This is a genomic window from Kribbella sp. (genome assembly GCF_035655035.1).
Taxonomy (GTDB): domain Bacteria; phylum Actinomycetota; class Actinomycetes; order Propionibacteriales; family Kribbellaceae; genus Kribbella.
Window position 1 is genome coordinate 1 of the sequence record NZ_DASRVN010000570.1, and the last position, 22643, is coordinate 22643.

Here is a 22643-nt window from a genome sequence, read left to right on the forward strand (position 1 = left end):
GAGCTGCGCAAGTGGTGGCAGGCCGGCATCTTCCACCCGGACTCGTTCACCGCGTCCGGCTCCTACCAGACCTGGTGGTACGGCGGCACGACGGTGATCTACATGCAGTCGTTCGCCGGCTGGGCGGTTGCCGCGAACAACAACCCGACGCTGAAGTTCGGCGTACTGAAGCTGCCGAAATGGGGCGGCGGCGGTACGGCGGTGAAGCACCTGGAGTCCGGGAACTACCTGTTCACCGCGATCAAGAAGGCGCCGAAGGAACGGGTCGAGGAGATCCTCCGGGTCTGGAACTACCTGTCCGCGCCGTTCGGCAGCCAGGAGTACCTGGACGTGAACTACGGGGTCGCGGGGCACGATTACAAGCTCACCGGTTCCGACCCGGTGCTGACCGCCGACGGGACCAAGGAAACCCTCGCGGGCCTGAGCTACATCGGGTCCACCCGCAGTACGGCGATCTACGTGCCGAACCAGGAGGACCTGGTGCGGGCGGCGCACGAGTTCCAGGCCGCCGTCGTACCGACCGGGATCAGCGACCCGACCGACGTGCTGTACTCGCCGACCCAGCTCGGCAAGGGCGCGGCGGCCGAGGAGCAGCTGATCGACACGAAGAACGACATCGTCCAGGGCCGCAAGCCGGTGTCCGCGTTCAAGGACGCGGTGCAAACCTGGCGGAGCGCGGTCGGCGACACGATCCGGCACGAGTACGAGCAGGCCTACTCGTCCAACGGCGGCCGGTAGGACGGGATGGGACGGTGACCGGCAGGATCACGCAGGTCGGGCTGATCGGGCCGCGGGACGTCGTCGCGCAGGTCGCCTCCGTCGCGGCCGGTGAGTTCCCGGCGCTCGACCTGTACCCGTCGCCGTACGCGCACGAAGGCCAGGCGGTCGATCTGATCCGGCACGCGCCGGACCGGATCGACGCCTGGCTGTTCACCGGGCCGGTCCCGTTCGACCTGGCCCGGCGGGCCGGCGTACTGCGGCGGCCCGCCGCCTTCGTCGACTACACCGGCGCGACGCTGTACCAGGCGCTCCGGCAGGACGCCCGGCGGCAGTGGGACGTCGCGAGCGTCGACACGTTGCGGCGTACCGAGGTACTGCGGGCGTTCCGCGCGGCCGGCCTGCCGACCGAGCGGGTCCGGGTCTGCGAGTACGGCGCCGGGCGGGACGTCACCGATCTGGCGGCGTTCCACCGCAGCGTCGCCCGGTCGGGCGGCAGCGCGTTGGCGATCACCTGCCGGCAGTCGGTGTACGACGCCGTCGGTCCGTCGCTCCCGATGCTCCGGCTGGCGCCCAGCGCGGGCGCGGTCCGGAGCGCGCTGACGGCGACGTCGCTCGTATGCGACCGCGAGGCCGTGGCGGACGCGCAGGTGGTCGTCGGGCTCGTGGACGTACCGGCGAGTCTCGAGCTGGCGGCAGAGGTGCGGCGGCTCGCGGGCGTGACCGCGCCGTTGTCGCCGATGCTGTCGGTACTGCTGACGACCCGGGCGGTGCTCGCCGAGGAGACGGGTTCTTTCCGCCGGCTGGTGATGTTGGACCGGTTGAGCCGCGGGCGTCCGCGGGTGCATGCCGGTTTCGGGGTCGGCCGGACGGTCGCTGCCGCCGAGGCGCTGGCCCGGCGGGCGCTGGGCCGGGCCACCGCTGCGGGCCCATACGCGGCGGTGGTCTCGTTCGGGGCCGGGGCCGACCTGCTGCTGACCGGGCGGTCCGCGGACGCCCCGGATGCGGGCGGCACGGTCAGCGTCGCCGTGGCGGAGCGGCGGTCAGGGATCGAGCAGACCAAGCTCCGCAGGATCCTGCAGGCGGCCGAAGCGGACCGGGTCACGGCGGCGGACGTGGCCCGGTCTCTCGCGATCGAGGACCGCTCGGCGCGGCGATTGCTGGAGCGGCTGGTACAGGCCGGAGTGGCGGAGGCGACCACGACCCGCGCCGGGTCCGTCGGCCGCCCGCCGAAGAGCTACCTGCTCAGGATCGCCTCCAGAACGATCAGCTCGGTGGGCGTCAGCGCGTAGACATCGGTGCCCTGGACAACGATCCGGTAGGCGTCGGGCTCGGTGTGCAGGATCTCCAGGAGCGAGCCTTGGGCGAGGTCCCACAGCTCGACGCGGCCGTTGACGAGCGCGACGTACCGCCCGGGATCGGCGGTGGCGCGCAGATTCGCCGGGCTGAACGCCGGCAGCTCGAGGAACTGCTCGGGTGTGGACGGCGCCTCCAGGTCCAGCGCGAACCATCGGTCCCCGGACAGCACACAGAGCGCGTGGTGGTCGTCGAGCAGCCCGAGTACGTCGACCCGGTCGGAGCCGGCGGGCATCGCGACCAGATCGTCCAGCGTGAGGTCGTCCGGGTGAATCCACCCGAGGTAGCAGGTTGACGCCGTAGGCGCCGTGGACGTCATGTCCGCGTGCCGCGCCGTACCGACGAGGACCCGGTCGCGGATCCACACCATGCTCTGGATCGCCTGCTCCGGCAGGGGATTGTCGCGGTAGTACGTCGTACCGGTCGCGAGGTCGTACCGGGTCAGGATGCAGCCGAGGACGCCGTACTGCTGGCTACACGAGTAGATCAGGACGCCGTCGCTCACGGCCCCGGCCACCGGTCGCATCGCGCCGGGCGGAGCGGCGACCACCTGCGGGTTCTTCGGGTACGCCGTCGGGAGGTTCGGGTCGTAGCAGGTCAGCTGACCGCCGGCGTACGCCGCGAGGTACGCGCGCCCGTCGACCAGCCAGCTCAGGCAGATCTGCCCTCCGCCAGGCGCCGCGCGCCCCTCGTCGCGGCCGGCCCCGGTACTTAGGTCGGCAGTCCAGAACCGCTGGCTGATGAACGGCGTACCCAGGACCGTGTCCTCGTCGAGCCGGAGTACACAGTCGACGCGGCCGGTCGACTCGGTCGGGAGGTCCAGGTCCAGCTCGAGCGCGCCGGTGACGGCGTCGTGCCGGAGCAACTGTCCGTACCTGGTGACGGCCAGCAGCTTGCGGTCCGGCGTGATCGCGAGGTTGAAGTGGTCGCTGTCCGGGATGCTGCAGACGGCGCGGGTGGTCCGGATCCGGCGGTCGAGCACGAGTACGTCGGCCGCGTCGTGGCAACGGGCGCCCCACACCAGATCGCCGTCGGCGCCGAACCAGCGCACGTCGGCCAGCTCACCGGGCAATCCTTCCACGCGGGCCGACCAGCCGGCGCTCTGCAACAGCCGCCATTGCCGGTCGATCCCGTCCGGCGCGGCCGGTCCTGACGTCAAGGTCGCACGCGCCGGGTCCCAGCTCAGCAGCTCGGTCCCGGGCGTCTCGATCGCGATGGTCGTCGTACCGTCCGGTCCCGGGAAGTTGCCGCGCAGGTAGTGCTGCGGCGTGATGTCCTCGAAGAGCTTCGCGGTACGGCGGGATCGCGTGTCGAAGCAGACCGCATCCGTGTGCGCGCCGGTGAACGATGCCATCAGCAACTGGTCGTCCGCCCGCGCCATCCCCTGAAAAACCAGGCCTTCCGCGGCGCCGGTCGGGTACGAATCCCAATGACCGTCGGAGAGCCGGAGGTGGACGACCCGGCTGAGGTCGCCGCACAGCCAGAGCCCGTCGTTGCCGTCAGCAACGGCACTGTAAAACCCGGCGTGCGGCATCGGGAACCGGTAGATCCGGGACTGCCCGTCGGCGCGGACCAGCACGCCGGTGCAGCCGACGTTCGAGTTCCACGAGGACATCCAGTACCGGGCCACTCCATCGGTGTCCGGGCCGACCGGGAGCAGCGGCGTGTTGACGAACGGGTCGCGGGTCTGCGGGATCGGGATTCGCATCATCGGGCCAGGTGATCGGTGAAGAACTGCTCCGACTGTCCCGGCTGCCAGCCGTGGCCGCCCGGATGCAGGTCGAGGAAGAGCGCGTCGGACGCGCCCGCGGCCTCGTAGATCGAACGAACCTGTCGATGGCAGGCCATCGCCGACTCGATCCGGAAGCAGTCGTCGTTCAGCCCGATGTCGACCAGCAGCGGCCGCGGCGCGAGCAACCCTTGCAGATCCGGTACGTCGACCAGCCCGAACAGCCCGGGCGTTATCTGCAGGCCGCAGTAGTTGAGGTCCCGGTACCCGAAGTCGGCGAAGAGGTCGCTGTAGCAGATGATCTCGATCGCCCGCAGCCGTTCGTCGGCGAGCGCGCTCCAGAGCGCGAGCGTCCCGCCGCCGGACACACCCATCACGCCGAGCCGGTGCGGGTCGACGTACGGCAGGGTCGCGACGAAGTCGGTGAGGACGCGTCCGTGGGCGAGGTTCATGCCGAGCGGGGTGCTGCCGAGCATGGTCGCGTGCAGGTAGTAGAGGTTGCACCAGTCGCGGCTGCCGGCCAGCGCGCGGTGGTTGGGCTTGCTGTTGTCGTCCAGGTCGCCCCGGCCCATCCAGTCGATCGCGAACGTGACGAAGCCCGCCGCGGCCATGCGGCGTCCGTACTCGTCGCCGGCCATGATCGTGTTCTTGCCGTCGCCGTCGTGACCAGCCCAGCACAGGATGCCGGGGCGCCGTTCGGTGGCGGCGGCCGGACGCAGTACGTACGCGTACGCCGACAGTCCGTCCTCGACGTCGATCAGCCAGCGCTGCTCCACGATCCCGTCGTACTCGAGCTCGGCGATCAGCTCCGGGTCCGGGTCGACGGGCGCGGGGGAGTCGCCGAGCGTCGCCAGTACGGCGTCTCTCGTGGCGGGCTGCCACTCGGCGAACTCACCCGAGAACGCCATCCGGGGGCGGTGTGCCCGCGCGGTGCGGAGGAACAGCTCGTACGGACTGGTGTTGCGGCGACTCATCGGCGTTCCCTTCCCAGGGACAGGTTTCGGCGCCCGGAGCGTGCCGAAACGACGGTTCTTGACGGGCTTTCGGCCCACGCGGCACGATCGCGCGCATGGACCAGGGACCACCCCTGCTGATCGATGGCGACGCAACGATCGGCCGCAACCCACGAACAGACGTCGGCACCGGCACGCCCGAGGCCCTGCTGGCCCGGATGGACCGTGTCGGCATCCGCACCGCGGTGGTGTCCCACACCGCCGCCCGTTGGCACGACCCGCAGACCGGAAACCACCGCCTGCTGCCGGAGCTGCACGAGGTGGGTGAGGGCCGGTTGTTGCCCTGCTGGGTCGGACTGCCTTCCCGGACCGGGGAGGTGCCGGCGGCGGGGGAGTTCGTCGCGGAGGCGCGGGCGGCGGGGGTGGTCGCCGTACGGGTGTATCCCGAGGATCATGGGTACGACCTCGCCGGTCCGGACTGTGCCGCGCTGGTTGCGGCCGTTGCGGCGGCGGGGATGCCGTTGCTGGTGGACCTGTTCCAGACGTCCTGGGCGCAGATCGAGGCGCTGGCCGGCGACCACCCGGAGCTTGCGATCGTGGTCGGCGGGATCGGGTACCGCGTGCTGCGCCGGACCGCCGGCGTCCTGGAACGGAGGCCGAACGTGTCCGTCGGTACGGCGAACTTCTCGAACCACCTCGGGATCGAATGGCTGTCCGCGGAGTTCGGTCCGGAGCGGCTCGTGTTCGGCACCGGGATGCCGGAACGCGACCCGGCCGAGGCAGTCACCCGGCTGCTCTGGTCCGAGCTGCCCGACGACGCGGTCGCGGCGATCGGCGCGGGCAACCTCGAGCGCCTCGGAGTACGCGCGTGACCGGCCCGTCGGCGGACGCCGTACTGCACCGCCGTACCCCGGAACTCGGCCCCGTCGTCGACGCGCACGCGCACCTCGGCCCGTACAGCCTGTTCTTCATCCCGGACAACGGCGCCGAGGGCATGATCCGGGTGATGGACCGCTGCGGCGTCACGCGCACCGTGCTGTCCAGCCACCTCGCGATCCAGCTCGACGCCCGCGCCGGGAACGCGATGACCGCCGAGGCCGTCGGCCGGTACCCGGACCGGCTGTCCGGCTACCTGGTCGTCAACCCGTGGCAGGACCCGGTCGCCGAGCTGGAGCACTGGGCCGGCGACCCGCGGTTCGCCGGGATCAAGGTGCACCCGAGCCTGCACGACTACCGCATCACCGGCCTGCGGTACCGGCCGGTCTGGGAGTACGCCGCCGCGACCGGCAGCCCGGTACTGACGCACACCACCACCCATCACCACTGCGACGATCCGGGCCTGCTCGAGGAGGTCGCGCGGGAGCACCCGGACGTCACGTTCCTCGCCGGGCACACCGGCCTCACCCGGGACGGGTTCGACGACGCGATCGAGGTGGCGCGGCGGACGCCGAACGTCGTACTCGAGCTGTGCGGGTCGTTCATGCACGGCGACGAGATCACCCGGATGGTCGACGCGGTCGGCAGCAGGCAGGTGGTGTTCGGGTCGGACATGCCGTTCATCGACCAGCGGATGTCGCTCGGCCGGGTCCTGTTCGCGGACCTGTCCGAGGCGGATCGCGCGGCCGTGCTCGGCGGGACGATGACCCGGCTGCTGGCAGGCAGGCATCAGCGGTGACGTAGTACCTTCTCGACCGCGGTGACCACGTCGGCGGTGTCGGACTCGTCGCCGAGCAGCACCTGCTGCGGCAGCCAGACGGTGTCGGCCGCGAGCTGATCGGTGACCGGGCAGTCGTACGCCGGTTCGTCGTGGTCGTCGTGCTGCGACAGTTCGGCTACCCGGCGGCGGATCGCGTTGTTGCGGTGCAGGCCGGGGTAGCCGGGGGAACACGGGATCCCCTCGGCCTGCAGGGCCTCGACGAACCAGTGGCGCTCCACGGCCGTTGCCCCGCGCAACCGGAACAGGTACAGGTGCCGGCCGTGCTCGGTCACCGCGGGGTCGTCCGGTGCGAGCACGAGGTCGTCGGGGAACTGCCCGAACCCGTCGGCGAGCCGGCGCGCGTTGTGCTCGCGGCGCCGGGCCTGCTCGGGCAGGCGGGTGAGCTGGACGCGGAGGATCGCCGCCTGGAACTCGGTCAGCCGCAGGTTGTAGCCGAGATGGTCGTGCTGGTACCACGCGCCGCCGCGGGTCCGGCCGACGTTCACCAGCGGGTAGACCGCGTCGTTGAGGTCCGCGCGGTTCGTGACGATGATGCCGCCCTCGCCGGCGCTGAGGTTCTTGCTGGTCTGGAAGCTGAACGTACCCAGGTCGCCGATCGCGCCGACCCGGCGGCCGCGCCACGAGGCACCGTGCGCCTGCGCCGCGTCCTCGACCAGCGCGACGCCCGATCGCGCGCAGACCTCGGTCAGGGCGTCCAGGTCGCACGGGCGGCCGCCGATGTGCACGGCGACGACGGCGCAGGTGCGGGGCGTGATCACCTTCTCCACGGCGGCCGGGTCGAGCAGGTGGGTCTGCGGGTCGACGTCCGCGAACACCGGGATCGCGTTCATCAGCAGGGCCGCCGACGCGGTCGCGATGAACGTGTACGGCGGTACGACGACCTCGTCGCCCGGCCGGACACCGGCCGCCTGGTACGCCGCGACCAGCGCCAGCGTGCCGTTCGCCACGCAGGTCGCGTACGTCGCCTGCTGGGCGGCGGCGAACTCGCTCTCGAACTGCACGACCTCGTCGCCGTGCGTACTACCCCACTTGCCGGACCGCAGTACGCGCAGGAGCGCGGCCTCCTCGCCCGCATCCGCGACAGGCCAGGCGGGGAACTCCGTCTCGCGCACCGGCGTACCGCCGTCGACAGCAAGGGACACGGTCATAGGGCCTCCTGATGTGGGTGGTTGGATCGTCCCGAGTCGGCCCGGGCGGGGTCAAGAGGTGTGGATTTCGGCCCGGGTCTCTGCATTTCGGCTATTGCAGGGCTACGCGGTACGCCTTGCGTGGGCGGCCGACCTTGCCGGTGTGCGCGGAGTCGAGGAGCTGTACGACGCCTGCGGCGGAGAGGCGCTGGAGCGTACGGCGGGCCGCGCGCGGGTCGAGGCCCAACGCGGTCGCGACGTCCGCGGCTGTCACGCCGTCGCCGCCACGGTCCGCGGCCAACTGCCCGAGCCGCAGCAACGCCGCCGCTTCGAGCCCGGACCGCCGCTCGGCCACCGCCAACGGAACCGGCGCGCCGGTGGTCTCGCGGTACTCGGGCGTCGCCGAGCCGATCACCAGCTCACCATCGTCCGTCGTCGCCACCACCGCGGCGAACCGCCCCACCGCCCGCGCCCGCCCCAAGGCCCGTCGAGCCCGCCGCTCCGCCGCCAACGCAGTACTCGCCGCCCCGAACCCGATGCGCCCCCACACCCGCCCGTCCCGCAGCTCGTCCAGCACCCCCAACTCCCGGAACCCGGAAGACACCTCGACCAACCGCTCCCGCGTGCTGAACAACAGATAACGCGACCCACCCAACGGCACCACCTCACCCGCCAGCCCGCGCACCACCCGAGCCAATTCCCCCGCCGGATCCGACAACTCCACCAACCCCACCACCGGATCCGCCGCCCCTTCCGCGGAGCCGTGCGGGATAGACGCGGCGGCGCGGAGGGCGGTGCGCATGGAGGCGACCGCGGGGAGGAGGCGGACGGTGGGGAGGTAGGGGGCCAGTTGGGTGTAGACGGAGCGGATGCAGGTGATCGCGATACTCCCGCCGGGGTCGCGGGCGACGCGGCGGTGGAAGCGGAGGAAGTCTTCGGCGTCGCGGTCGGGCCGGTGTTCGAGGACGCGGACGTGCACCGGCGACAGGTCCACGCGCCGCAACAGCCGCTGGACCTGCTCCCGGGGAACCGTGTCGATGGAGATGCTGCGTGTGCCGGGGTTGTCGGCGAGCAGCGGCCCGAGGATCCGCGGCAGCCCGGTCCCGCGGTACCGCACGTACGTCGCCGGCGCCCGCAGTACGCCGGTCCGCCGCGCGAGGCTGAACGGCACGACGCCGGTGAACAACCACCCGTCCACGTCGGCACCGGTCTGCACCAGATCCGCGGTCTCCGCCTCGTCGTCGTACACGAAGGTCCGCAACCGCAACTCCGGGAACTCCTGCGCCGCGAGGCGTTCCAGCGCCGGGATCAGGTCGGCCGGCCCGACGGCGCCGATCAGCAACTCGGCGCCCGGTCCGTCCATCGCCGCCTCCGCTCGTTACGGTCTTCACCGTTATACCGCCGGAACGCCTTCCCGACCAGGAATACGGCGTCGGCGCCGGAGTTTCGGCCGTTGTTGACTCTGTTTCGCGGGCTTTGCACGATCGATGCGCCCAGGACGATCGGAGCGCAGTGATGACCATGGATTCAACCCGCCGCAGTTTCCTCAAACGCAGCGCCGCGGCAACCCTCGTCGCCGGTACGGCGACCGCGGCTCCAGCAGTGGCCGCCGAACCCGCCGCCGCCACGACCCGGCAAGTCCCGCCCGGCGGGATCGTTGCCTCCAGCTACGGCTGGAACCGCGACGACTCCGGCGCCGCGCTGCAGAACGCGATCAACGCGGCCCTCGACGCGACCCACACCGCCGACACCCTGCTGTACGTCGACCAGCAGCCGGGCGACTGGATCACCGGACCACTCGTGATCGGCCTCGACCCGGCCCACCCGAAGGGCAGCCACCACCTGACGATCCGGTTCGAGCCGGGCGTCACGGTCCGCGCGAAGGCCGGCGCGTTCGACGGCGCCGTACCGCTGTTCGACACCACCGACGTCTGCCTGATCACGGTGGCCGGCTCGGACGCCGGCGAGCTCGTCTCGGGTATCACCTTCGACGGGTACGGCGCCACGCTCGCGATGAACAAACCAGAGTACAACGCGGGGGAGTGGCGGCACGCGCTGAGCATCCTGAGCGCCGACGACATCACCGTGCAGGGGCTGACGATCCGCGACTCCGGCGGTGACGGGATCTACCTCGGCGTGCGGTACAACTTCGCGCACACCGCGGCGATCGGCCGGCCGTACTGCAGCAACATCACGCTCCGCGACGTGTGCTGCGAGAACCACCGCCGCAACGCGATGACCGTGATCTCCGTCGACGGCCTCACCGCGGAGTCGTGCGCGTTCCGGAACACCTTCGGTACGCCGCCGATGGCCGGCATCGACTTCGAGCCGGACCCGCCGCGGACGACGAAACTCCCGTACGCCGAGCTCCCGTACAGCCGGCTGAAGAACATCGTGATCCGGAACTGCGCGATCACCGACAACGTCGGCCAGGCGGTGACGATCAACGCGCTCTGCCTCGGTGGTGCGCCGGCGGAGTGCGGGCCGATCGGGATCACCTTCGAGAACGTCCTGTTCGGCGCGACCACCGCCCCGGACCTGGGCACGTTCATCTGCTCGGTCTCCGGCGACAACGGCGACCCGACACCGATCACCGGCGGCGGTATCGGCAGTGGCGCGCTGCTTCCCGGCGTGGTCTCGGTGAGCGACTCGCTGATCGACTCCCGGCTGTTCGGCGCCGCGATCCGGACCCAGTCGCTGCCTGACACGTCGGCGTTCCGGCTGAGCTTCACCCGGACCGCGATCTGGAACGACGCGTACTCGCGGGCCGGCAAGTACGAGCCGATCGCGCTGCTGTACAACGCCGGCCCGGACACCGCGCAGAAGTTCGGCGGCGTCAGCTGGACCGAGTGCGTGATCAACACGAACCACGCGAACCCGTTGATCGCGGCGTACCCGAAGCCCGGGGACGCGAACTCCGCGTGTACCGGACTCTCCGGCGACCTCACGGCGTACGTGCGTACGGTCGGGAAGCCGACGACCGCGAACATCTCGGACACCGCGAACAGCCTGATCGTCACCGAGCAGCTCGCCCCGGCCGGTACGGCGAAGCCGGCCGTCGCGATCACCACCTCGACGCCGGCCGTCGGCATCGGCGGCACCGCCCGCTTCACGTTCACCCGTACCGGCGGGGACATCTCGAAGACGCTCGCCGTGGTGTACTCCGCCACCGGCGACGCGCGGGAGCGGTACGACGTCCCGGGGATGTCCGGCGTCGCGATCTTCAAGCCCGGCGAGACCACGACCGCACTGGACCTCGGCACCCGCCGCCCCGACGGCAAGGGCGGCACCCGGACGCTGCACCTCGAGGTCATGCACGCCGACGCCTACCAGTACGGCGCCACCCGGATCGCCTCGGTGGCGATCAGCCCCGGCAACCCACGCTAAACGCACTCGGAGGTTCCACGCCCATGCCTACTGAGGGATACACCCGACGCTCGTTCCTGATCACCTCCGCGGCGGTCGGCTCCGCCGCGCTGCTGCCCGCGACGGCCCACGCGACCACCGCCTCCCAGACATTTGTTGTCGCACGCAACGGATCCGACACGTCGGTGATCCAGACCCAGCTCGACCTCGCCGCCTCGACGGTGAGCAGCGGCGTCGCCACCGTGATCGTGCCGTACGACGGCCAGGACTGGATCACCGATCCACTGTTCGTCGGCTGGCATGCGGGCACCGACTACTTCCGCACCGGCGCCACCCAACTCCACCTGATCCTCGAACCGGGCGTCGTGGTGAAGGCGAAGGCGCCCGACGTGATCGCTCCGGCGACCCGGATCCTCACCATCGGCGGCAACGCGAACGCCAGGCCGACCACCGCCAACCACGGCTACAGCGTGTGGGGCGTGGTGATCACCGGGTACGGCGCGGTGTTCGACGGCAACGACCCGAACCACACCCGCTGCAACGACCTCGCGTACCAGCAGAACAGCGCGATCTGCATGTTCAGCGCCGGCAACGTGCTGGTCGAGGGCCTCACGTTGCGGAACGCGTCCGGCGACGGCATCCAGCTGCAGCCGGCCAAGAACAACCAGTCGATCAACAACTACTGCGGCGGCGACGCGGGCACCGGCCCGATCCACATCGTCAACGTCACCTGCGACAACAACGGCCGCAACGGGATGTCGGTGTGCGCGGTCGACGGCCTGCTGGTCACCGGCAGCGCGTTCGACAACTCCGACTCGGGCCTGAACGCGCAGGGCGCCCAGAACGCCGGGCCGTGCGCCGGCATCGACTTCGAGCCGGATCAGCCGTGGACGTACAGCAGTGGAACCGTCACCGAGTACGGACGGCTGGCGAACATCCTGGTCCAGGACTGCGAGATGGTCGGCAACGTCAACGCGGGCGTGCAGTACCAGGGCGCGCATCTGAAGGACGCGACGGGAGTGCCGAACACCGGTATCACTCTCGACCGGATCCGCCTGGGCGCGCAGAAGCGCGCCACGAGTCCGGTCGGCGCCTGGACGTACCCTAACTTCCTGATGGCCGGCAACGGGCAGAGTGCGATCACCGGCAGCGTGACCATGCAGTACTCGCTGATCGCGACCGCACCGATCCAGCGCAGTCTGCTGGTTGCGAACAACTGGTCGCAAGGCACCCTGGTTTCGCTCAACAACTCGGTCTGCATCGACTGGAACAACACGCTGAACTCGACGGGTGACCAGGTCATCGACATCTGGTCGCAGGACTACAGCAACGGTGGTCCGGCCGACTACGGGAACGTCGCGTTCAACCAGCTGCTGGTGATGACGGCGACGACGGACAACGTCGTGAAGGCGGTCGACTCGCCCAGTGGTGGCGGGCTCCAGAACCTGACCGGCACGTTGCACGTCGTCGACCCGAACGGCACGACCACGTCGTACGGCGCGAACCCGTCGAACGTCACGCTGACCGTCGACGCCGCGACCGCGCTGCCGAGCAGCACCGTCACGATGGCGATGACCCCGGCGCAGGTCGCACCCGGCCAGCAGATCAGCCTGACCGTGACCCGGACGAGCACCGACGTCAGCCGGCCGCTGGCGGTCACGTACGCGGTCAGCGGTACGGCGAAGGCGCGCTACGACTACGACGGGATCCCTGGCGTGGTCGTGATTCCGGCGGGGCAGACCTCGCGGACCGTCACGTTCACGGCGCGCCGCTTCGACACCGGTACCGATACCCGCGCGGCCACCGTCACGCTGACCGCGACACCCGCCGTCTCGACGTACACGATCGGTACGGCGAAGACGGCGACGACCCAGATCACCGCCTGACGGAGCCGGCCGGAGGCAGCGCCTGACCTGCCTCCGGTCGGTGGTCAGCCGCGTCGGTGGCCCGGGGCGGCTGTCGACTCGCGGAAGATCAGGCGGTTGATCTTCTGCTCCGGAGGTGTCGGGGCCGGCTCGCCACGGATCTCGGCCAGGAGTCGCTGGATCGCGACCCGGCCCTGCGCCTCGCGGTCGACAGCGACGGTCGACAGCGACGGCGTGGCGAACCGGCCGATCTCCTCGTCGTCCCAGCCGAACACGCTCAGGTCGTCGGGCACCTTCCAGCCGCGGTCGAGCGCGGCCCGCACCACGCCCATCGCGACCACGTCGTTGGCCGCGACCACGGCGGTCACCTCGGTGTCGTCCGGCAGCGCCATGATCGCGTCGTACCCGCGCTGCGCCGACCAGTCGCAGCCGATCGCCCCGGCGGAGTGCAGCCCGAGGCGCTCGATCGTCTCCAGGTACACGCTTTTCCGGTTCCGTGCCGAGGCGAAGTTCGCGATGTCGCCGGAGACGTGCAGGAAGGTCCGGTGCCCGAGGCCGGCCAGGTACTCGATGATCTCCCGGACCGGGGTGGCGTCGGCGAGCTCGGCCAGCCCGTGCAGCTTGTCGTCGTACGTGCTGCTCTCGACGATCGGCACCCGGTTGGTCTTCTTGCCCTTGAGGGTGATCGGCGAGAACGCCAGGATCCCCTCGACTTGTCCGGATCTGGCCAGCTCGTCGATTCGCGCCGACCGCGCGGCGGGGCCGCCCTCGACGCTGACGATCTCCACCTGGTACCCCGCCTCGTGGGCGGTCTGGGAGGCCGCGGCGAGCAGCCGGCCCGGGAAGTGCATGCCGTAGGCAAGCACGATCGCCAGCCGGTTGGTGTGCCGGGTGCGCATCGACCGGGCGACCAGGTTCGGCCGGTAGTCGAGGGTCTTGACCGCGAACTCGACCTTCACCCGGGTCTTCGGTTTCAGGCTGTCCTTGTCCTGCAGGTAGCGGGACACGGTCGTGTGGGAGACACCGGCCAGGCTCGCCACTTCGTGAATGGTGGCCGGCCGTCTTGGTGCTGACTCTGCCACGAACCCCCTCCTTCTTCCCGGGATCCTCCGAGGCTCCGCAGCTTATCACCGAGGTCTTGACACCAAAACATCACTGCGGTTAGCTACCGGCTCAGAAGTGGATCGATCACTTTTTATTCGAGCGACCGACCAGAGGAGAGTCCGTGGGTGAAAAGCGCTCGCTGGTGACGCGTTTGTGGCGTGATTATCCAGTGTTGCTGCTGGCGGTTCCGGGTCTGCTGATCCTGCTGGCGTTCCAGTATTATCCCCTCTGGGGAAATATCATCGCCTTTCAGGATTATCAGCCGTACCTCGGCGTCGGCAAGAGTCTCTGGTCCGGTTTCCAGAATTTCGCAGTAATCTTCAACGGTGATCCGCAATTCCTGAACGCGGTCAAGAACACGCTGATCCTGACCCTGATCCAGGCCGTCATCGTGTTCCCGGCGCCGATCGTGGTGGCGCTGGTCCTGCACAGTCTGCTGTCGAACAAGCTCCGGCAGCTGGTGCAGACGATCATCTACCTGCCGCACTTCATGAGCTGGGTGATCGTGGTGGCGGTCTTCCAGCAGGTGCTCGGCGGCACCGGGATGATCAACAACTGGCTGCGCAGTCACGGGTACAGCCCGATGCACATCATCGGCAACGTCGAGGCGTTCCGCGCGCTGCTCACCTCGCAGGTGCTGTGGAAGGACACCGGCTGGGCGACGATCCTGTTCCTGGCCGTGCTGTCCCAGATCGACCGCTCGCTCTACGAGGCATCCGCGGTGGACGGCGCCGGACGCTGGCGGCAGACCTGGCACGTGACGCTGCCCGGGCTGAAACCGATCATCATCCTGCTGCTGATCCTCAAGCTCGGGGACTCGCTGACCGTCGGATTCGAGCAGATCATCCTGCAGCAGCAGGCGGTCGGCGTCGACGCCAGCGACGTACTCGACACGTACGTCTACAACAACGGCATCCTCGGCGGCAACTGGGGGGTGGCAGCGGCGGTCGGCCTGGTGAAGAGCGCCGTCGCCCTGGCCCTGGTGCTGTCCGCCAACAAGATCGCCCACCGCCTCGGCGAGGAAGGCGTGTACCGCGGATGAAAACCAAACAGACCATGGTCGGCGGGATGCCGATGCCCGGGCTCACCGAGCGCGTCGTCAAGGCGGTGTTCCTGGTCGTCATCTGCGCGGTGGTGGTGTTCCCGTTCATCGGCGTGATCTCGACCAGCCTCGCACCGGCCGAGGAAGTCACGAAGGCCGGCGGGTTCGTGCTGTTCCCGACGCACGGGATCGACTTCACGGCGTACCGCTCGATCCTCTCCGGCGGAACCGTCACGCAGGCGCTGCTGATCAGCGGCTTCGTCACCGCCGTCGGTACGACGATCGCGGTCGCTCTGACCTGCACCCTCGGGTGGGCCTTGAGCCGCCGCGGCACGGTCGGCAACAAGGCACTGTTGCTGCTGGTGCTGATCAGCCTGCTGTTCAACCCGGGGCTGATCCCGTCCTACCTGACGGTCCAGCAGTTCGGTCTGCTGAACAGCCTGTGGGCGGTGATCGTGCCGGTCAGCGTCAATGCGTTCAACGTGATCGTGGTCCGCTCGTTCTTCGTTGGCCTGCCCAATGAGATCATCGACGCCGCGCGGATCGACGGCGCCTCGGAGTGGAAGCTGTTCCGGCACATCGGCCTGCCGCTGTCCAAGGCGGTCATCGCGGTGATCGGCCTGTTCTACGGCGTCGGCTACTGGAACAGCTTCTTCAACGCGATGCTCTACCTCAACGACGCGAGCAAATGGCCGCTGCAGCTGGTGCTCCGGACGTACGTCGTGAACGGCGTCGAGCTCGGCGGCCAGGACCTCGGGCTCGCCGGCGAGGCGGCACCGCCGCAGACCTCGATCCAGATGGCGATCCTGATGATCTCGGTGGTCCCGATCCTCTGCGTCTACCCGTTCATCCAGCGGCACTTCGCCAAGGGCGTACTTACCGGCGCCGTCAAGGGCTAAAACTTCTCAGAGAGGAACACCCATGAACGTCAACGATGCGCGGCTCGGCCGCCGGGCCGTGCTCGCCGGTGCCGCGGCGCTCGGGCTCGCCGGTACGGTCGGCTGCTCCAACGCGGGCCGCGGCGCGTCCGGAGCGGGTAACGACGAGGCGACCAAGACCAAGATCCGGCCCGCCTACGAGCGGTACGACGGGGTCAAGCCGGACCTGGCCGGTGCCGAGTACAAGATCCCGGACGCGTTCGACAAGTACCCGGCCGCGCCGGTACAGGCGATCACCCAGGCGCCGGGCGACGGCAAGCCGATCACGGTGACGACGTACACGAACACGCCGATCCCGCCGAAGCTCGAGCAGAACACGTTCTGGCAGGAGTTCAACAAGCGGGTCGGATCGCCGGTCCAGGTGAACCTGACGCCGTCGGTGGACTACGACAAGAAGTTCGCCACCGTGGTCGCCGGTGACCAGCTGGGCGACGTCTTCACGGTCGGCGTGGTGCCGCAGACGCCGCAGATGCTGGCCGCGAAGGCCGTCGACCTGACGCCGCACCTGTCCGGCGACAACATCAAGAAGTACCCGTACCTGGCGAACCTGCCCGAGCTCGCCTGGAACTCGGGCATCTTCGACGGCAAGATCTACGGCGTCCCGGTCCCGCGCGGCGCGATCAGCTCACAGGTGATGTACAGCCGCGGCGACATCCTCGAGGCGCAGGGCCTGAAGGCCGAGGTGAAGAGCTCCGACGAGTTCCTCGAGCTCTGCAAGGCGCTGACGAACAAGAAGCTGAACCGGTTCGCGCTGGCCACCGCGCCGACCCAGTTCGTCCGGAACATGTTCGACATCCCGAACACCTGGAGCAAGGACGGCGACAAGCTGGTCAGCTCGCTCGAGCACGCCGGCCAGGAGGACGTGCTCGCGCTCCTGCAGCAGCTCTGGAAGTCGGGCTACATCCACCCGGACGCGTACTCCGGGCAGAACCTGGACATGAAGACCCGGTTCGCGAACGGCTCCAGCCCGCTGGTGCAGGACACCTTCAGCGGCTGGCCGACGTACCTGCAGACCATGACCGACCCGAAGGCGCAGATCGCGATCATCGCGCCGCCGAAGCACGACGGCTCCGGGATGGGCACGATCTGGCTGGGCGCGCCGGCGATCGGCGTCACCGCGATCAGCACGAAGGCCGAGAGCCGGGTCGAGACGCTGCTCGGGTACCTGAACTACCTGGCGACGCCGTTCGGCACCCAGGAGTACCTGTTCCGCAAGTACGGCCTGCCCGGCGTGCACCACAAGCTGGTGAACGGCAACCCGGTGCTGAACGCGAAGGGCTTCAGCGAGGTCCAGCTCGGCCTGATGTACCAGGCGGACGCGCCGTGGACGATCTTCCTGCCCGAGCACCAGGGCAGCGCCGAGACCCAGTTCAACGCGATGAAGGGGGTCGTCCCGACCGCCCTCGACAACCCGGCCGCCGGCCTGTACTCCGAGACCGGCAACCGCAAGAACAAGCAGCTCACCGACGCGATCAACCAGGTCACCGACGACATCGTGCAGGGCCGCAAGCCGATCTCCGCCTGGGCGCCCGCGGTGAAGAAGTGGAAGAGTGACGGTGGGGACAAGATCGCCGAAGAACTCGCCCAGGCCCTCAAGTCCGCACGCTGAAACCCGAACCTTTCCAGGGAAGGAACATCTTGAGCTCCAGCCAGAACGTCAGGTTCGCCGCCGTCGGGCTTGACCATTCGCACATCTTCGGTCAGGTCGCCGGCCTGATCCGCTCCGGTGCCGAGTTCGTCGGGATGGCCACCGACGACCCGTCCGCCGCAGTCGCGGTGCAGTTGCGCGAGCGCTACCCCGACGTACCGTTCGCCGACGACCCGGACGAGCTGATCGCCCGGGACGGCATCGACGTGATCGTCACCGCGGCCGTGCCGGACCGGCGTGGCCCGATCGCGGTCGCGGCGCTGCGGGCCGGCAAGGACGTGGTCGCCGACAAGCCCGGCTGCATCACCCTCGACCAGCTCGCGGAGATCGAGCGGGCGGTCGCCGAGACCGGCCGGTTCTGGTCGGTGACGTTCTCCGAGCGGTTCGAGGTGCCGAGCGCGATCAAGGCCGGCGAACTCGTCCGCGACGGCGCGATCGGTACCGTCGTCCAGACGCTCGGCCTCGGCCCGCACCGGATCGGCGACCGCGCGCACCTGGCCGGCGGCGCGGGCCGCCCGGACTGGTTCTACGACAAGGCGCGGTACGGCGGCATCCTGGCCGACATCGCCTCGCACCAGGTCGACCAGTTCCTCTGGTTCACCGGCGCGAAGACCGCCGAGGTGGTCAGCAGCACGGTCGGCAACTTCGGCAACACCGACGACCCGGGGCTGCAGGACTTCGGCGAGATGCTGCTCCGCAGCGAGAACGCCCAGGGCTACATCCGGGTCGACTGGTACACCCCGGCCGGACTGCCGACCTGGGGTGACGGGCGGCTGATGATCCTCGGGACCGACGGCTACATCGAGCTGCGCAAGTACATCGACATCGAGGGCCGCGAGGGCGGCAACCACCTGTTCCTGGCGAACCAGGAGGGGACGCAGTACATCGACTGCTCGGACGTCAAGACCTCGTACTACGAGGACCTGGTCCACGACGTCCGGGAGCGGACGACGACGGCCGCGCCGCAGGAGCACACGTTCGAGGCCACCCGGCTGGCGCTGGTCGCCCAGCAGAACGCGGTACTGCGCGGGGCCGCCCGATGACAGCCGACCCTGGAGCCGAGGTCCTGAAGGTCGCGATCGTCGGCTGCGGGAACATCAGCCGCCGGCACGCCGAGGCGTATGCGAGCACCGGCCGGACCGAGCTCGTCGGTACGGCGGACCTCGACCTCACGAAGGCACGGACGCTGGCCGAGCGGTTCGGCGGGCGCCCGTACGGCAGCCTGACCGAGCTGCTGGCGGCCGAGCAGCCGGACCTGGTCTCGATCGCGACGCCACCGGAGAGTCACGGCGAACTCGCGGCCGAGGCGCTGGGCGCCGACGCGTCGGTACTGCTGGAGAAGCCGCCGGTGCTCAGCCTGCAGGAGCTGGACTACGTCGCCAAGGTGGAGGCGATCAGCGCCGGGTCGGCGTCGGTGGTCTTCCAGCACCGGCACGGTTCCGGCGCGATCCGGGCGCACGACCTGCTCGCCCGCGGCGCGCTCGGCCGGCCGCTGGTCGCGGTCTGCGAGACGTTGTGGTTCCGGCCGACCAGCTATTTCGACCCGGAGTGGCGCGGTACCTGGATCGGCGAGGGCGGCGGCCCGACCCTCGGGCACGGCATCCACCAGATCGACCTGCTGCTGCACCTGCTCGGGCCGTGGAAGTCGATCGACGCCACCGCCGTCCGGCTGGACCGGCCGGTCCAGTTCGAGGACGTGTCGATGGCGTCGGTGGTGTTCGAGAGCGGGGCGGTGGCGACCGTGATCAACAGCCTGCTGTCGCCGCGGGAGCTGAGCCGGATCCGCATCGACACGTCCGGCGGCACGCTCGAGGTCAACCACGTCTATGGGTACTCCGACAAGGACTGGACGTTCTACCCGGCCCCGGACGCGGCGAAGGCGGCGACCCTCGGGCTGGACCCCGGCGTCCGCAAGACCTCGACCGGGCCTGGGTCCGCCGGGTCTGGGGCCGCCGGGCCTGGGTCCGCCGGCCCTGAGGCCGCCGGCCCTGAGGCCGCCGGCCCTGAGGCCGCCGGACCTGAGGCCGCCGGGTCCGCTGCCGATTCGTGGGCCGCGTCGGCGGGTGCCGACGTACCGAGCAATCATGAGGCCCAGATCAACCACCTGGTCGACGACCTGCTGGCCGGCCGCACACACAGCACTTCACTGGCCAGCACCCGCCCGACGATGGAGTTCGTCACGGCACTGTACGCGTCGGCGATCACGGGCACCCGGGTCCGCCGTACGGACCTGACCCCCGACAACCGCTTCTACGACATGCTCCACGGCGGCTTCTCGCTGCCGGAACTCGCCGAGGCCTTCCGGCCCTGAGGGACACCGCGTCCGGCCCGGGCTAACACCGCGGGCCGGCGCGGTCTCGGGCAGCTACGGCTTGCGGCCGACCCCGACCCAGAGGCTGCACATGATGTCGGTGAACTCGCCGCGGTCGACGTACTCCTGGGTCTCGTCGTCCGGGAACCAGCGGAACGGCGAGACGACGCCGGGCTCGACCAGCTCGGTGCCGTCGAAGAAGCGGGTCACCTCTTCCTTGCTGCGGACCTGCGCCTCGCCGCCGTCGGCCTTGTAGACCACCATCGCCCGCTCCCACAGCTCCGGCGCGAAGTCCGGGGTGCAGTGCGAGAAGATCAGCAGCGAGCCCGGTGCGAGCGGCTCGACCAGCTGGCGGACCAGGTCGTACGGCTTCCAGTGGTCCGGCAGGTAGTGGAAGACGCCGACGATGCTGAGCGCGACCGGCTTGCTGAAGTCGATCAGCTCCTTGACCTCGTCGGCGCCGAGGATCCCTTGCGGGTCGGTGACGTCGGCCTCGAGGTAGGCGGTCTTGCCCTCCGGCTTGCTGACCAGCAGCGCGCGCGAGTGGGCGAGCACGATCGGGTCGTTGTCGGCGTACACCACGTGTGCCGACGGGATGATCTCCTGGACCACCTCGTGCAGGTTCGGCTCGGTGGGGATGCCGGTGCCGATGTCGAGGAACTGCGTGATGCCCTGCTCCGCGGCGTACTTGGCGGCCCGGTGCATCCACATCCGGTTCGACAGGGCGGCGGTCCGGAAGCCCGGGAACGCCTTGAGCAGATGCTCGGCGGCCTGCCGGTCGACCTCGAAGTTGTCCTTGCCGCCGAGGAAGTAGTCGTACACCCGGGCCGGGTGCGGCTTGTCCAGGTTCAGCTGGTCGTACATCCCCGGTTCGGCGTCGTGCGATTCGGCCATGAACATCCCATTTCGCAGTGCGGTTCAGAACTGAAAATCATCGTAACCGGAGCACAACTGACCGTGACACCGGCACCAGAACCCTACTCCGGTCAGGCGTCACTTCGGCAGGCTTCGGCGCGTCCCGGAGGCGCCCTTGACCGAAGCTTTGCACCGGGCCGGCTGGCGTCCCGGAGCGGGATGCGATAATGATAACGGTTGTCATTTCACTCCGCTCGAAGGTTGGTCGTACCGTGAATCGCAGACTGCTCGTTCTGCCCGCTGTCGTTGCCGCTGTGACCCTCGGGGCCGGCGCCTGCTCGTCGGAGGACGAAGCCGCCGCCGGCTCAGCTCCTGGAAAGCTCGAGGTGGTCGCGTCGACCGACGTCTGGGGCGACCTGGCCGCCCGGGTCGGCGGCGACAAGGTCGAGGTGACCTCGATCATCACCAGCCCGGACGCCGACCCGCACGAGTTCGAGGCCGGCACCCGGAACCAGGCGGCCGTGGCCGGCGCGCAGGTGGTGATCGAGAACGGCGGCGGCTACGACGACTTCATGGACCGGATGCTGAAGACCGCGAAGAACTCGTCCGCGACCGTGCTGAACGCGGTCACGATCTCGGGCCGGACGGGCAACGAGCACGTCTGGTACGACTTCCCCTCGGTGGTGAAGGTCGTCGACCGGATCGAGCAGGCGTATGCGAAGGCCGCGCCCGCGGACGCGTCGACCTTCCAGCAGAATGCCGCCGCGCTGAAGCAGAAGCTCGACGGCCTGGTGCGACAGGAAGCGACGCTCAAGGCGAAGTACGCCGGGCAGCCGGTCGGCATCACCGAGCCGGTGCCGGTGTACCTGCTCGACGCGGTCGGCCTGCAGAACAAGACGCCGGCCGAGTTCAGCGAGGCGATCGAGGAGGGCAGCGACGTACCGGCGAAGGTCCTGGACGCGACGCTGCAGCTGTACAGCAAGCACGAGGTGAAGCTGCTCGCGTACAACGAGCAGACCAGCGGCCCGGAGACCCAGAAGCTGCTCGACGCCGCCAAGCAGAACAACATCCCGGTGGTGCCGGTCACCGAGACGCTCCCGAACGGCAAGGACTACATCGGCTGGATGACCGCGAACCTCGATGCGGTCGGCGCCGCGCTCGGGCGATGAGCGACGTACTGACCCTCGAGCAGGCCGCGGTCGGCTTCGGGTCCCGCACACTCTGGGACGGTCTCGACCTGCAGGTGCACAGCGGTGAGCTGATCGCCGTACTGGGTGCCAACGGATCCGGGAAGTCCACCCTGCTCAAGGTGATCCTCGGACAGCTCAGGCTCCGGTCCGGCTCCGCGACCTTCCTCGGTACGCCGGTCCGTCGCGGTGACCGGCGGATCGGGTACGTCCCGCAGCAACGGCTCGCGGAGGACGGCGTACCGCTGCGGGGCCGGGACCTGGTCGCGCTCGGCGTGGACGGGCACCGGTGGGGTGTGCCGCTACCGTCGCGGCGACGCCGGCAGCGGGTGAACCAGCTGCTGTCGTCGGTCGGGGCGGAGGCGTACGCATCCACCCCGGTGTCGTCGTTGTCAGGCGGCGAGCAGCAACGGCTGCGGATCGCGCAGGCGCTGGCGGCCGAGCCGCGGCTGCTGCTGTGCGACGAGCCGTTGCTGTCGCTGGACCTGCCGCATCAACGGCTGGTCAGCGATCTCGTCGACGACGCCCGCCGGCGGCTGGACCTCGGCGTCCTGTTCGTCACCCACGACATCAACCCGATCCTGGACAAGGTCGACCGGCTGCTCTACATCGCGAACCAGCGGTTCCGGATCGGTACGCCGGACGAGGTGATGACCAGCGAGGTGCTCAGCGGGCTGTACGACGCGCCCGTCGAGGTGATCCGGCACAACGGGCGGATCCTGGTGGCC

At 69.7% G+C, this 22643-nt stretch carries 18 protein-coding genes and 1 pseudogene; 13 read left to right on the plus strand and 6 right to left on the minus strand.

Features of this window, described 5'->3' with window-relative positions; genetic code table 11:
* Positions 1 to 738: pseudogene (locus VFF46_RS30400) on the plus strand (hypothetical protein); the annotation flags it as partial.
* Between the two features lie 14 nt (positions 739 to 752).
* Positions 753 to 2009: a hypothetical protein gene (locus VFF46_RS30405; RefSeq protein ID WP_325040664.1), complete on the plus strand. Its 1257-nt coding sequence runs from the start codon at positions 753 to 755 to the stop codon at positions 2007 to 2009.
* Here the strand turns inward: VFF46_RS30405 and VFF46_RS30410 are convergent.
* Together VFF46_RS30410 and VFF46_RS30415 are read right to left on the minus strand one after the other, a co-directional pair.
* Positions 1955 to 3784 (minus strand): hypothetical protein, encoded by a 1830-nt coding sequence (locus VFF46_RS30410; protein WP_325040665.1) that lies wholly within the window; start codon positions 3782 to 3784, stop codon positions 1955 to 1957. The genes VFF46_RS30405 and VFF46_RS30410 overlap by 55 nt on opposite strands.
* Positions 3781 to 4776, minus strand: coding sequence for a hypothetical protein (locus VFF46_RS30415; RefSeq protein WP_325040666.1), 996 nt, complete (start codon positions 4774 to 4776; stop codon positions 3781 to 3783). Before VFF46_RS30415 ends, VFF46_RS30410 begins: the two co-directional genes overlap by 4 nt.
* Before the next feature lie 95 nt (positions 4777 to 4871).
* Between VFF46_RS30415 and VFF46_RS30420 the strand changes: the two genes are divergently transcribed.
* Complete coding sequence (locus tag VFF46_RS30420) at positions 4872 to 5627, plus strand: amidohydrolase family protein (protein ID WP_325040667.1); 756 nt, start codon at positions 4872 to 4874, stop codon at positions 5625 to 5627.
* Positions 5624 to 6430 (plus strand): amidohydrolase family protein, encoded by an 807-nt coding sequence (locus VFF46_RS30425; RefSeq protein WP_325040668.1) that lies wholly within the window; start codon positions 5624 to 5626, stop codon positions 6428 to 6430. The genes VFF46_RS30420 and VFF46_RS30425 overlap by 4 nt, the downstream gene beginning before the upstream one ends.
* Here the strand turns inward: VFF46_RS30425 and VFF46_RS30430 are convergent.
* A complete protein-coding gene (locus tag VFF46_RS30430; protein ID WP_325040669.1) occupies positions 6421 to 7620 on the minus strand; it encodes a DegT/DnrJ/EryC1/StrS family aminotransferase in 1200 nt (399 codons plus the stop codon). The genes VFF46_RS30425 and VFF46_RS30430 overlap by 10 nt on opposite strands.
* Before the next feature lie 91 nt (positions 7621 to 7711).
* Positions 7712 to 8962, minus strand: coding sequence for a hypothetical protein (locus tag VFF46_RS30435; protein ID WP_325040670.1), 1251 nt, complete (start codon positions 8960 to 8962; stop codon positions 7712 to 7714).
* Between the two features lie 152 nt (positions 8963 to 9114).
* Between VFF46_RS30435 and VFF46_RS30440 the strand changes: the two genes are divergently transcribed.
* Both VFF46_RS30440 and VFF46_RS30445 read left to right on the plus strand, forming a co-directional pair.
* Entirely contained in the window at positions 9115 to 10986 is a 1872-nt protein-coding gene (locus VFF46_RS30440; RefSeq protein WP_325040671.1) for a twin-arginine translocation signal domain-containing protein, read from the plus strand.
* A 23-nt stretch (positions 10987 to 11009) separates the two neighbouring features.
* Positions 11010 to 12851 carry a hypothetical protein gene (locus VFF46_RS30445; protein ID WP_325040672.1) on the plus strand — a complete coding sequence of 614 codons (1842 nt, stop codon included), beginning with the start codon at positions 11010 to 11012 and terminating at the stop codon, positions 12849 to 12851.
* A 44-nt stretch (positions 12852 to 12895) separates the two neighbouring features.
* Here VFF46_RS30445 and VFF46_RS30450 read toward each other — a convergent pair whose 3' ends face one another.
* Positions 12896 to 13870: a LacI family DNA-binding transcriptional regulator gene (locus VFF46_RS30450; protein WP_325040673.1), complete on the minus strand. Its 975-nt coding sequence runs from the start codon at positions 13868 to 13870 to the stop codon at positions 12896 to 12898.
* A gap of 185 nt (positions 13871 to 14055) precedes the next feature.
* On the opposite strand from VFF46_RS30450, the gene VFF46_RS30455 reads away from it, so the two are divergent.
* From VFF46_RS30455 to VFF46_RS30475, 5 genes are read left to right on the plus strand one after another with little or no spacing between them, the layout of a single operon-like run.
* The gene (locus VFF46_RS30455; RefSeq protein ID WP_325040674.1) at positions 14056 to 14976 is read left to right on the plus strand and encodes an ABC transporter permease; all 921 of its coding nucleotides are present in this window, start codon (positions 14056 to 14058) and stop codon (positions 14974 to 14976) included.
* Positions 14973 to 15875 (plus strand): carbohydrate ABC transporter permease, encoded by a 903-nt coding sequence (locus tag VFF46_RS30460; RefSeq protein WP_325040675.1) that lies wholly within the window; start codon positions 14973 to 14975, stop codon positions 15873 to 15875. The genes VFF46_RS30455 and VFF46_RS30460 overlap by 4 nt, the downstream gene beginning before the upstream one ends.
* A 22-nt stretch (positions 15876 to 15897) precedes the next feature.
* Positions 15898 to 17523, plus strand: a complete 1626-nt coding sequence (locus VFF46_RS30465) for an extracellular solute-binding protein (RefSeq protein ID WP_325040676.1) — start codon at positions 15898 to 15900, stop codon at positions 17521 to 17523.
* Positions 17524 to 17552: 29 nt separating this feature from the next.
* Positions 17553 to 18605: a Gfo/Idh/MocA family oxidoreductase gene (locus VFF46_RS30470; RefSeq protein ID WP_325040677.1), complete on the plus strand. Its 1053-nt coding sequence runs from the start codon at positions 17553 to 17555 to the stop codon at positions 18603 to 18605.
* Positions 18602 to 19873 carry a Gfo/Idh/MocA family protein gene (locus tag VFF46_RS30475; RefSeq protein WP_325040678.1) on the plus strand — a complete coding sequence of 424 codons (1272 nt, stop codon included), beginning with the start codon at positions 18602 to 18604 and terminating at the stop codon, positions 19871 to 19873. The genes VFF46_RS30470 and VFF46_RS30475 overlap by 4 nt, the downstream gene beginning before the upstream one ends.
* 54 nt (positions 19874 to 19927) lie before the next feature.
* Here VFF46_RS30475 and VFF46_RS30480 read toward each other — a convergent pair whose 3' ends face one another.
* The gene (locus tag VFF46_RS30480) at positions 19928 to 20767 is read right to left on the minus strand and encodes an SAM-dependent methyltransferase (protein ID WP_325040679.1); all 840 of its coding nucleotides are present in this window, start codon (positions 20765 to 20767) and stop codon (positions 19928 to 19930) included.
* A 233-nt stretch (positions 20768 to 21000) separates the two neighbouring features.
* On the opposite strand from VFF46_RS30480, the gene VFF46_RS30485 reads away from it, so the two are divergent.
* Both VFF46_RS30485 and VFF46_RS30490 read left to right on the plus strand, forming a co-directional pair.
* Complete coding sequence (locus tag VFF46_RS30485; RefSeq protein WP_325040680.1) at positions 21001 to 21897, plus strand: metal ABC transporter solute-binding protein, Zn/Mn family; 897 nt, start codon at positions 21001 to 21003, stop codon at positions 21895 to 21897.
* On the plus strand, positions 21894 to 22643 hold a 750-nt coding region (locus tag VFF46_RS30490), incomplete at its 3' end, for a metal ABC transporter ATP-binding protein (protein ID WP_325040681.1). The genes VFF46_RS30485 and VFF46_RS30490, both read left to right, overlap by 4 nt.

What these genes read in the sequence shown, in the direction of transcription:
- VFF46_RS30460 (WP_325040675.1), top strand. Translation starts at nt 14,973, where the DNA reads ATGAAAACCAAACAGACCATGGTCGGCGGGATGCCGATGCCCGGGCTC.
- VFF46_RS30435 (WP_325040670.1), bottom strand. Translation starts at nt 8,962, where the DNA reads ATGGACGGACCGGGCGCCGAGTTGCTGATCGGCGCCGTCGGGCCGGCC.
- VFF46_RS30445 (WP_325040672.1), top strand. Translation starts at nt 11,010, where the DNA reads ATGCCTACTGAGGGATACACCCGACGCTCGTTCCTGATCACCTCCGCG.
- VFF46_RS30475 (WP_325040678.1), top strand. Translation starts at nt 18,602, where the DNA reads ATGACAGCCGACCCTGGAGCCGAGGTCCTGAAGGTCGCGATCGTCGGC.
- VFF46_RS30410 (WP_325040665.1), bottom strand. Translation starts at nt 3,784, where the DNA reads ATGATGCGAATCCCGATCCCGCAGACCCGCGACCCGTTCGTCAACACG.
- VFF46_RS30430 (WP_325040669.1), bottom strand. Translation starts at nt 7,620, where the DNA reads ATGACCGTGTCCCTTGCTGTCGACGGCGGTACGCCGGTGCGCGAGACG.
- VFF46_RS30440 (WP_325040671.1), top strand. Translation starts at nt 9,115, where the DNA reads ATGACCATGGATTCAACCCGCCGCAGTTTCCTCAAACGCAGCGCCGCG.
- VFF46_RS30465 (WP_325040676.1), top strand. Translation starts at nt 15,898, where the DNA reads ATGAACGTCAACGATGCGCGGCTCGGCCGCCGGGCCGTGCTCGCCGGT.
- VFF46_RS30415 (WP_325040666.1), bottom strand. Translation starts at nt 4,776, where the DNA reads ATGAGTCGCCGCAACACCAGTCCGTACGAGCTGTTCCTCCGCACCGCG.
- VFF46_RS30420 (WP_325040667.1), top strand. Translation starts at nt 4,872, where the DNA reads ATGGACCAGGGACCACCCCTGCTGATCGATGGCGACGCAACGATCGGC.
- VFF46_RS30480 (WP_325040679.1), bottom strand. Translation starts at nt 20,767, where the DNA reads ATGGCCGAATCGCACGACGCCGAACCGGGGATGTACGACCAGCTGAAC.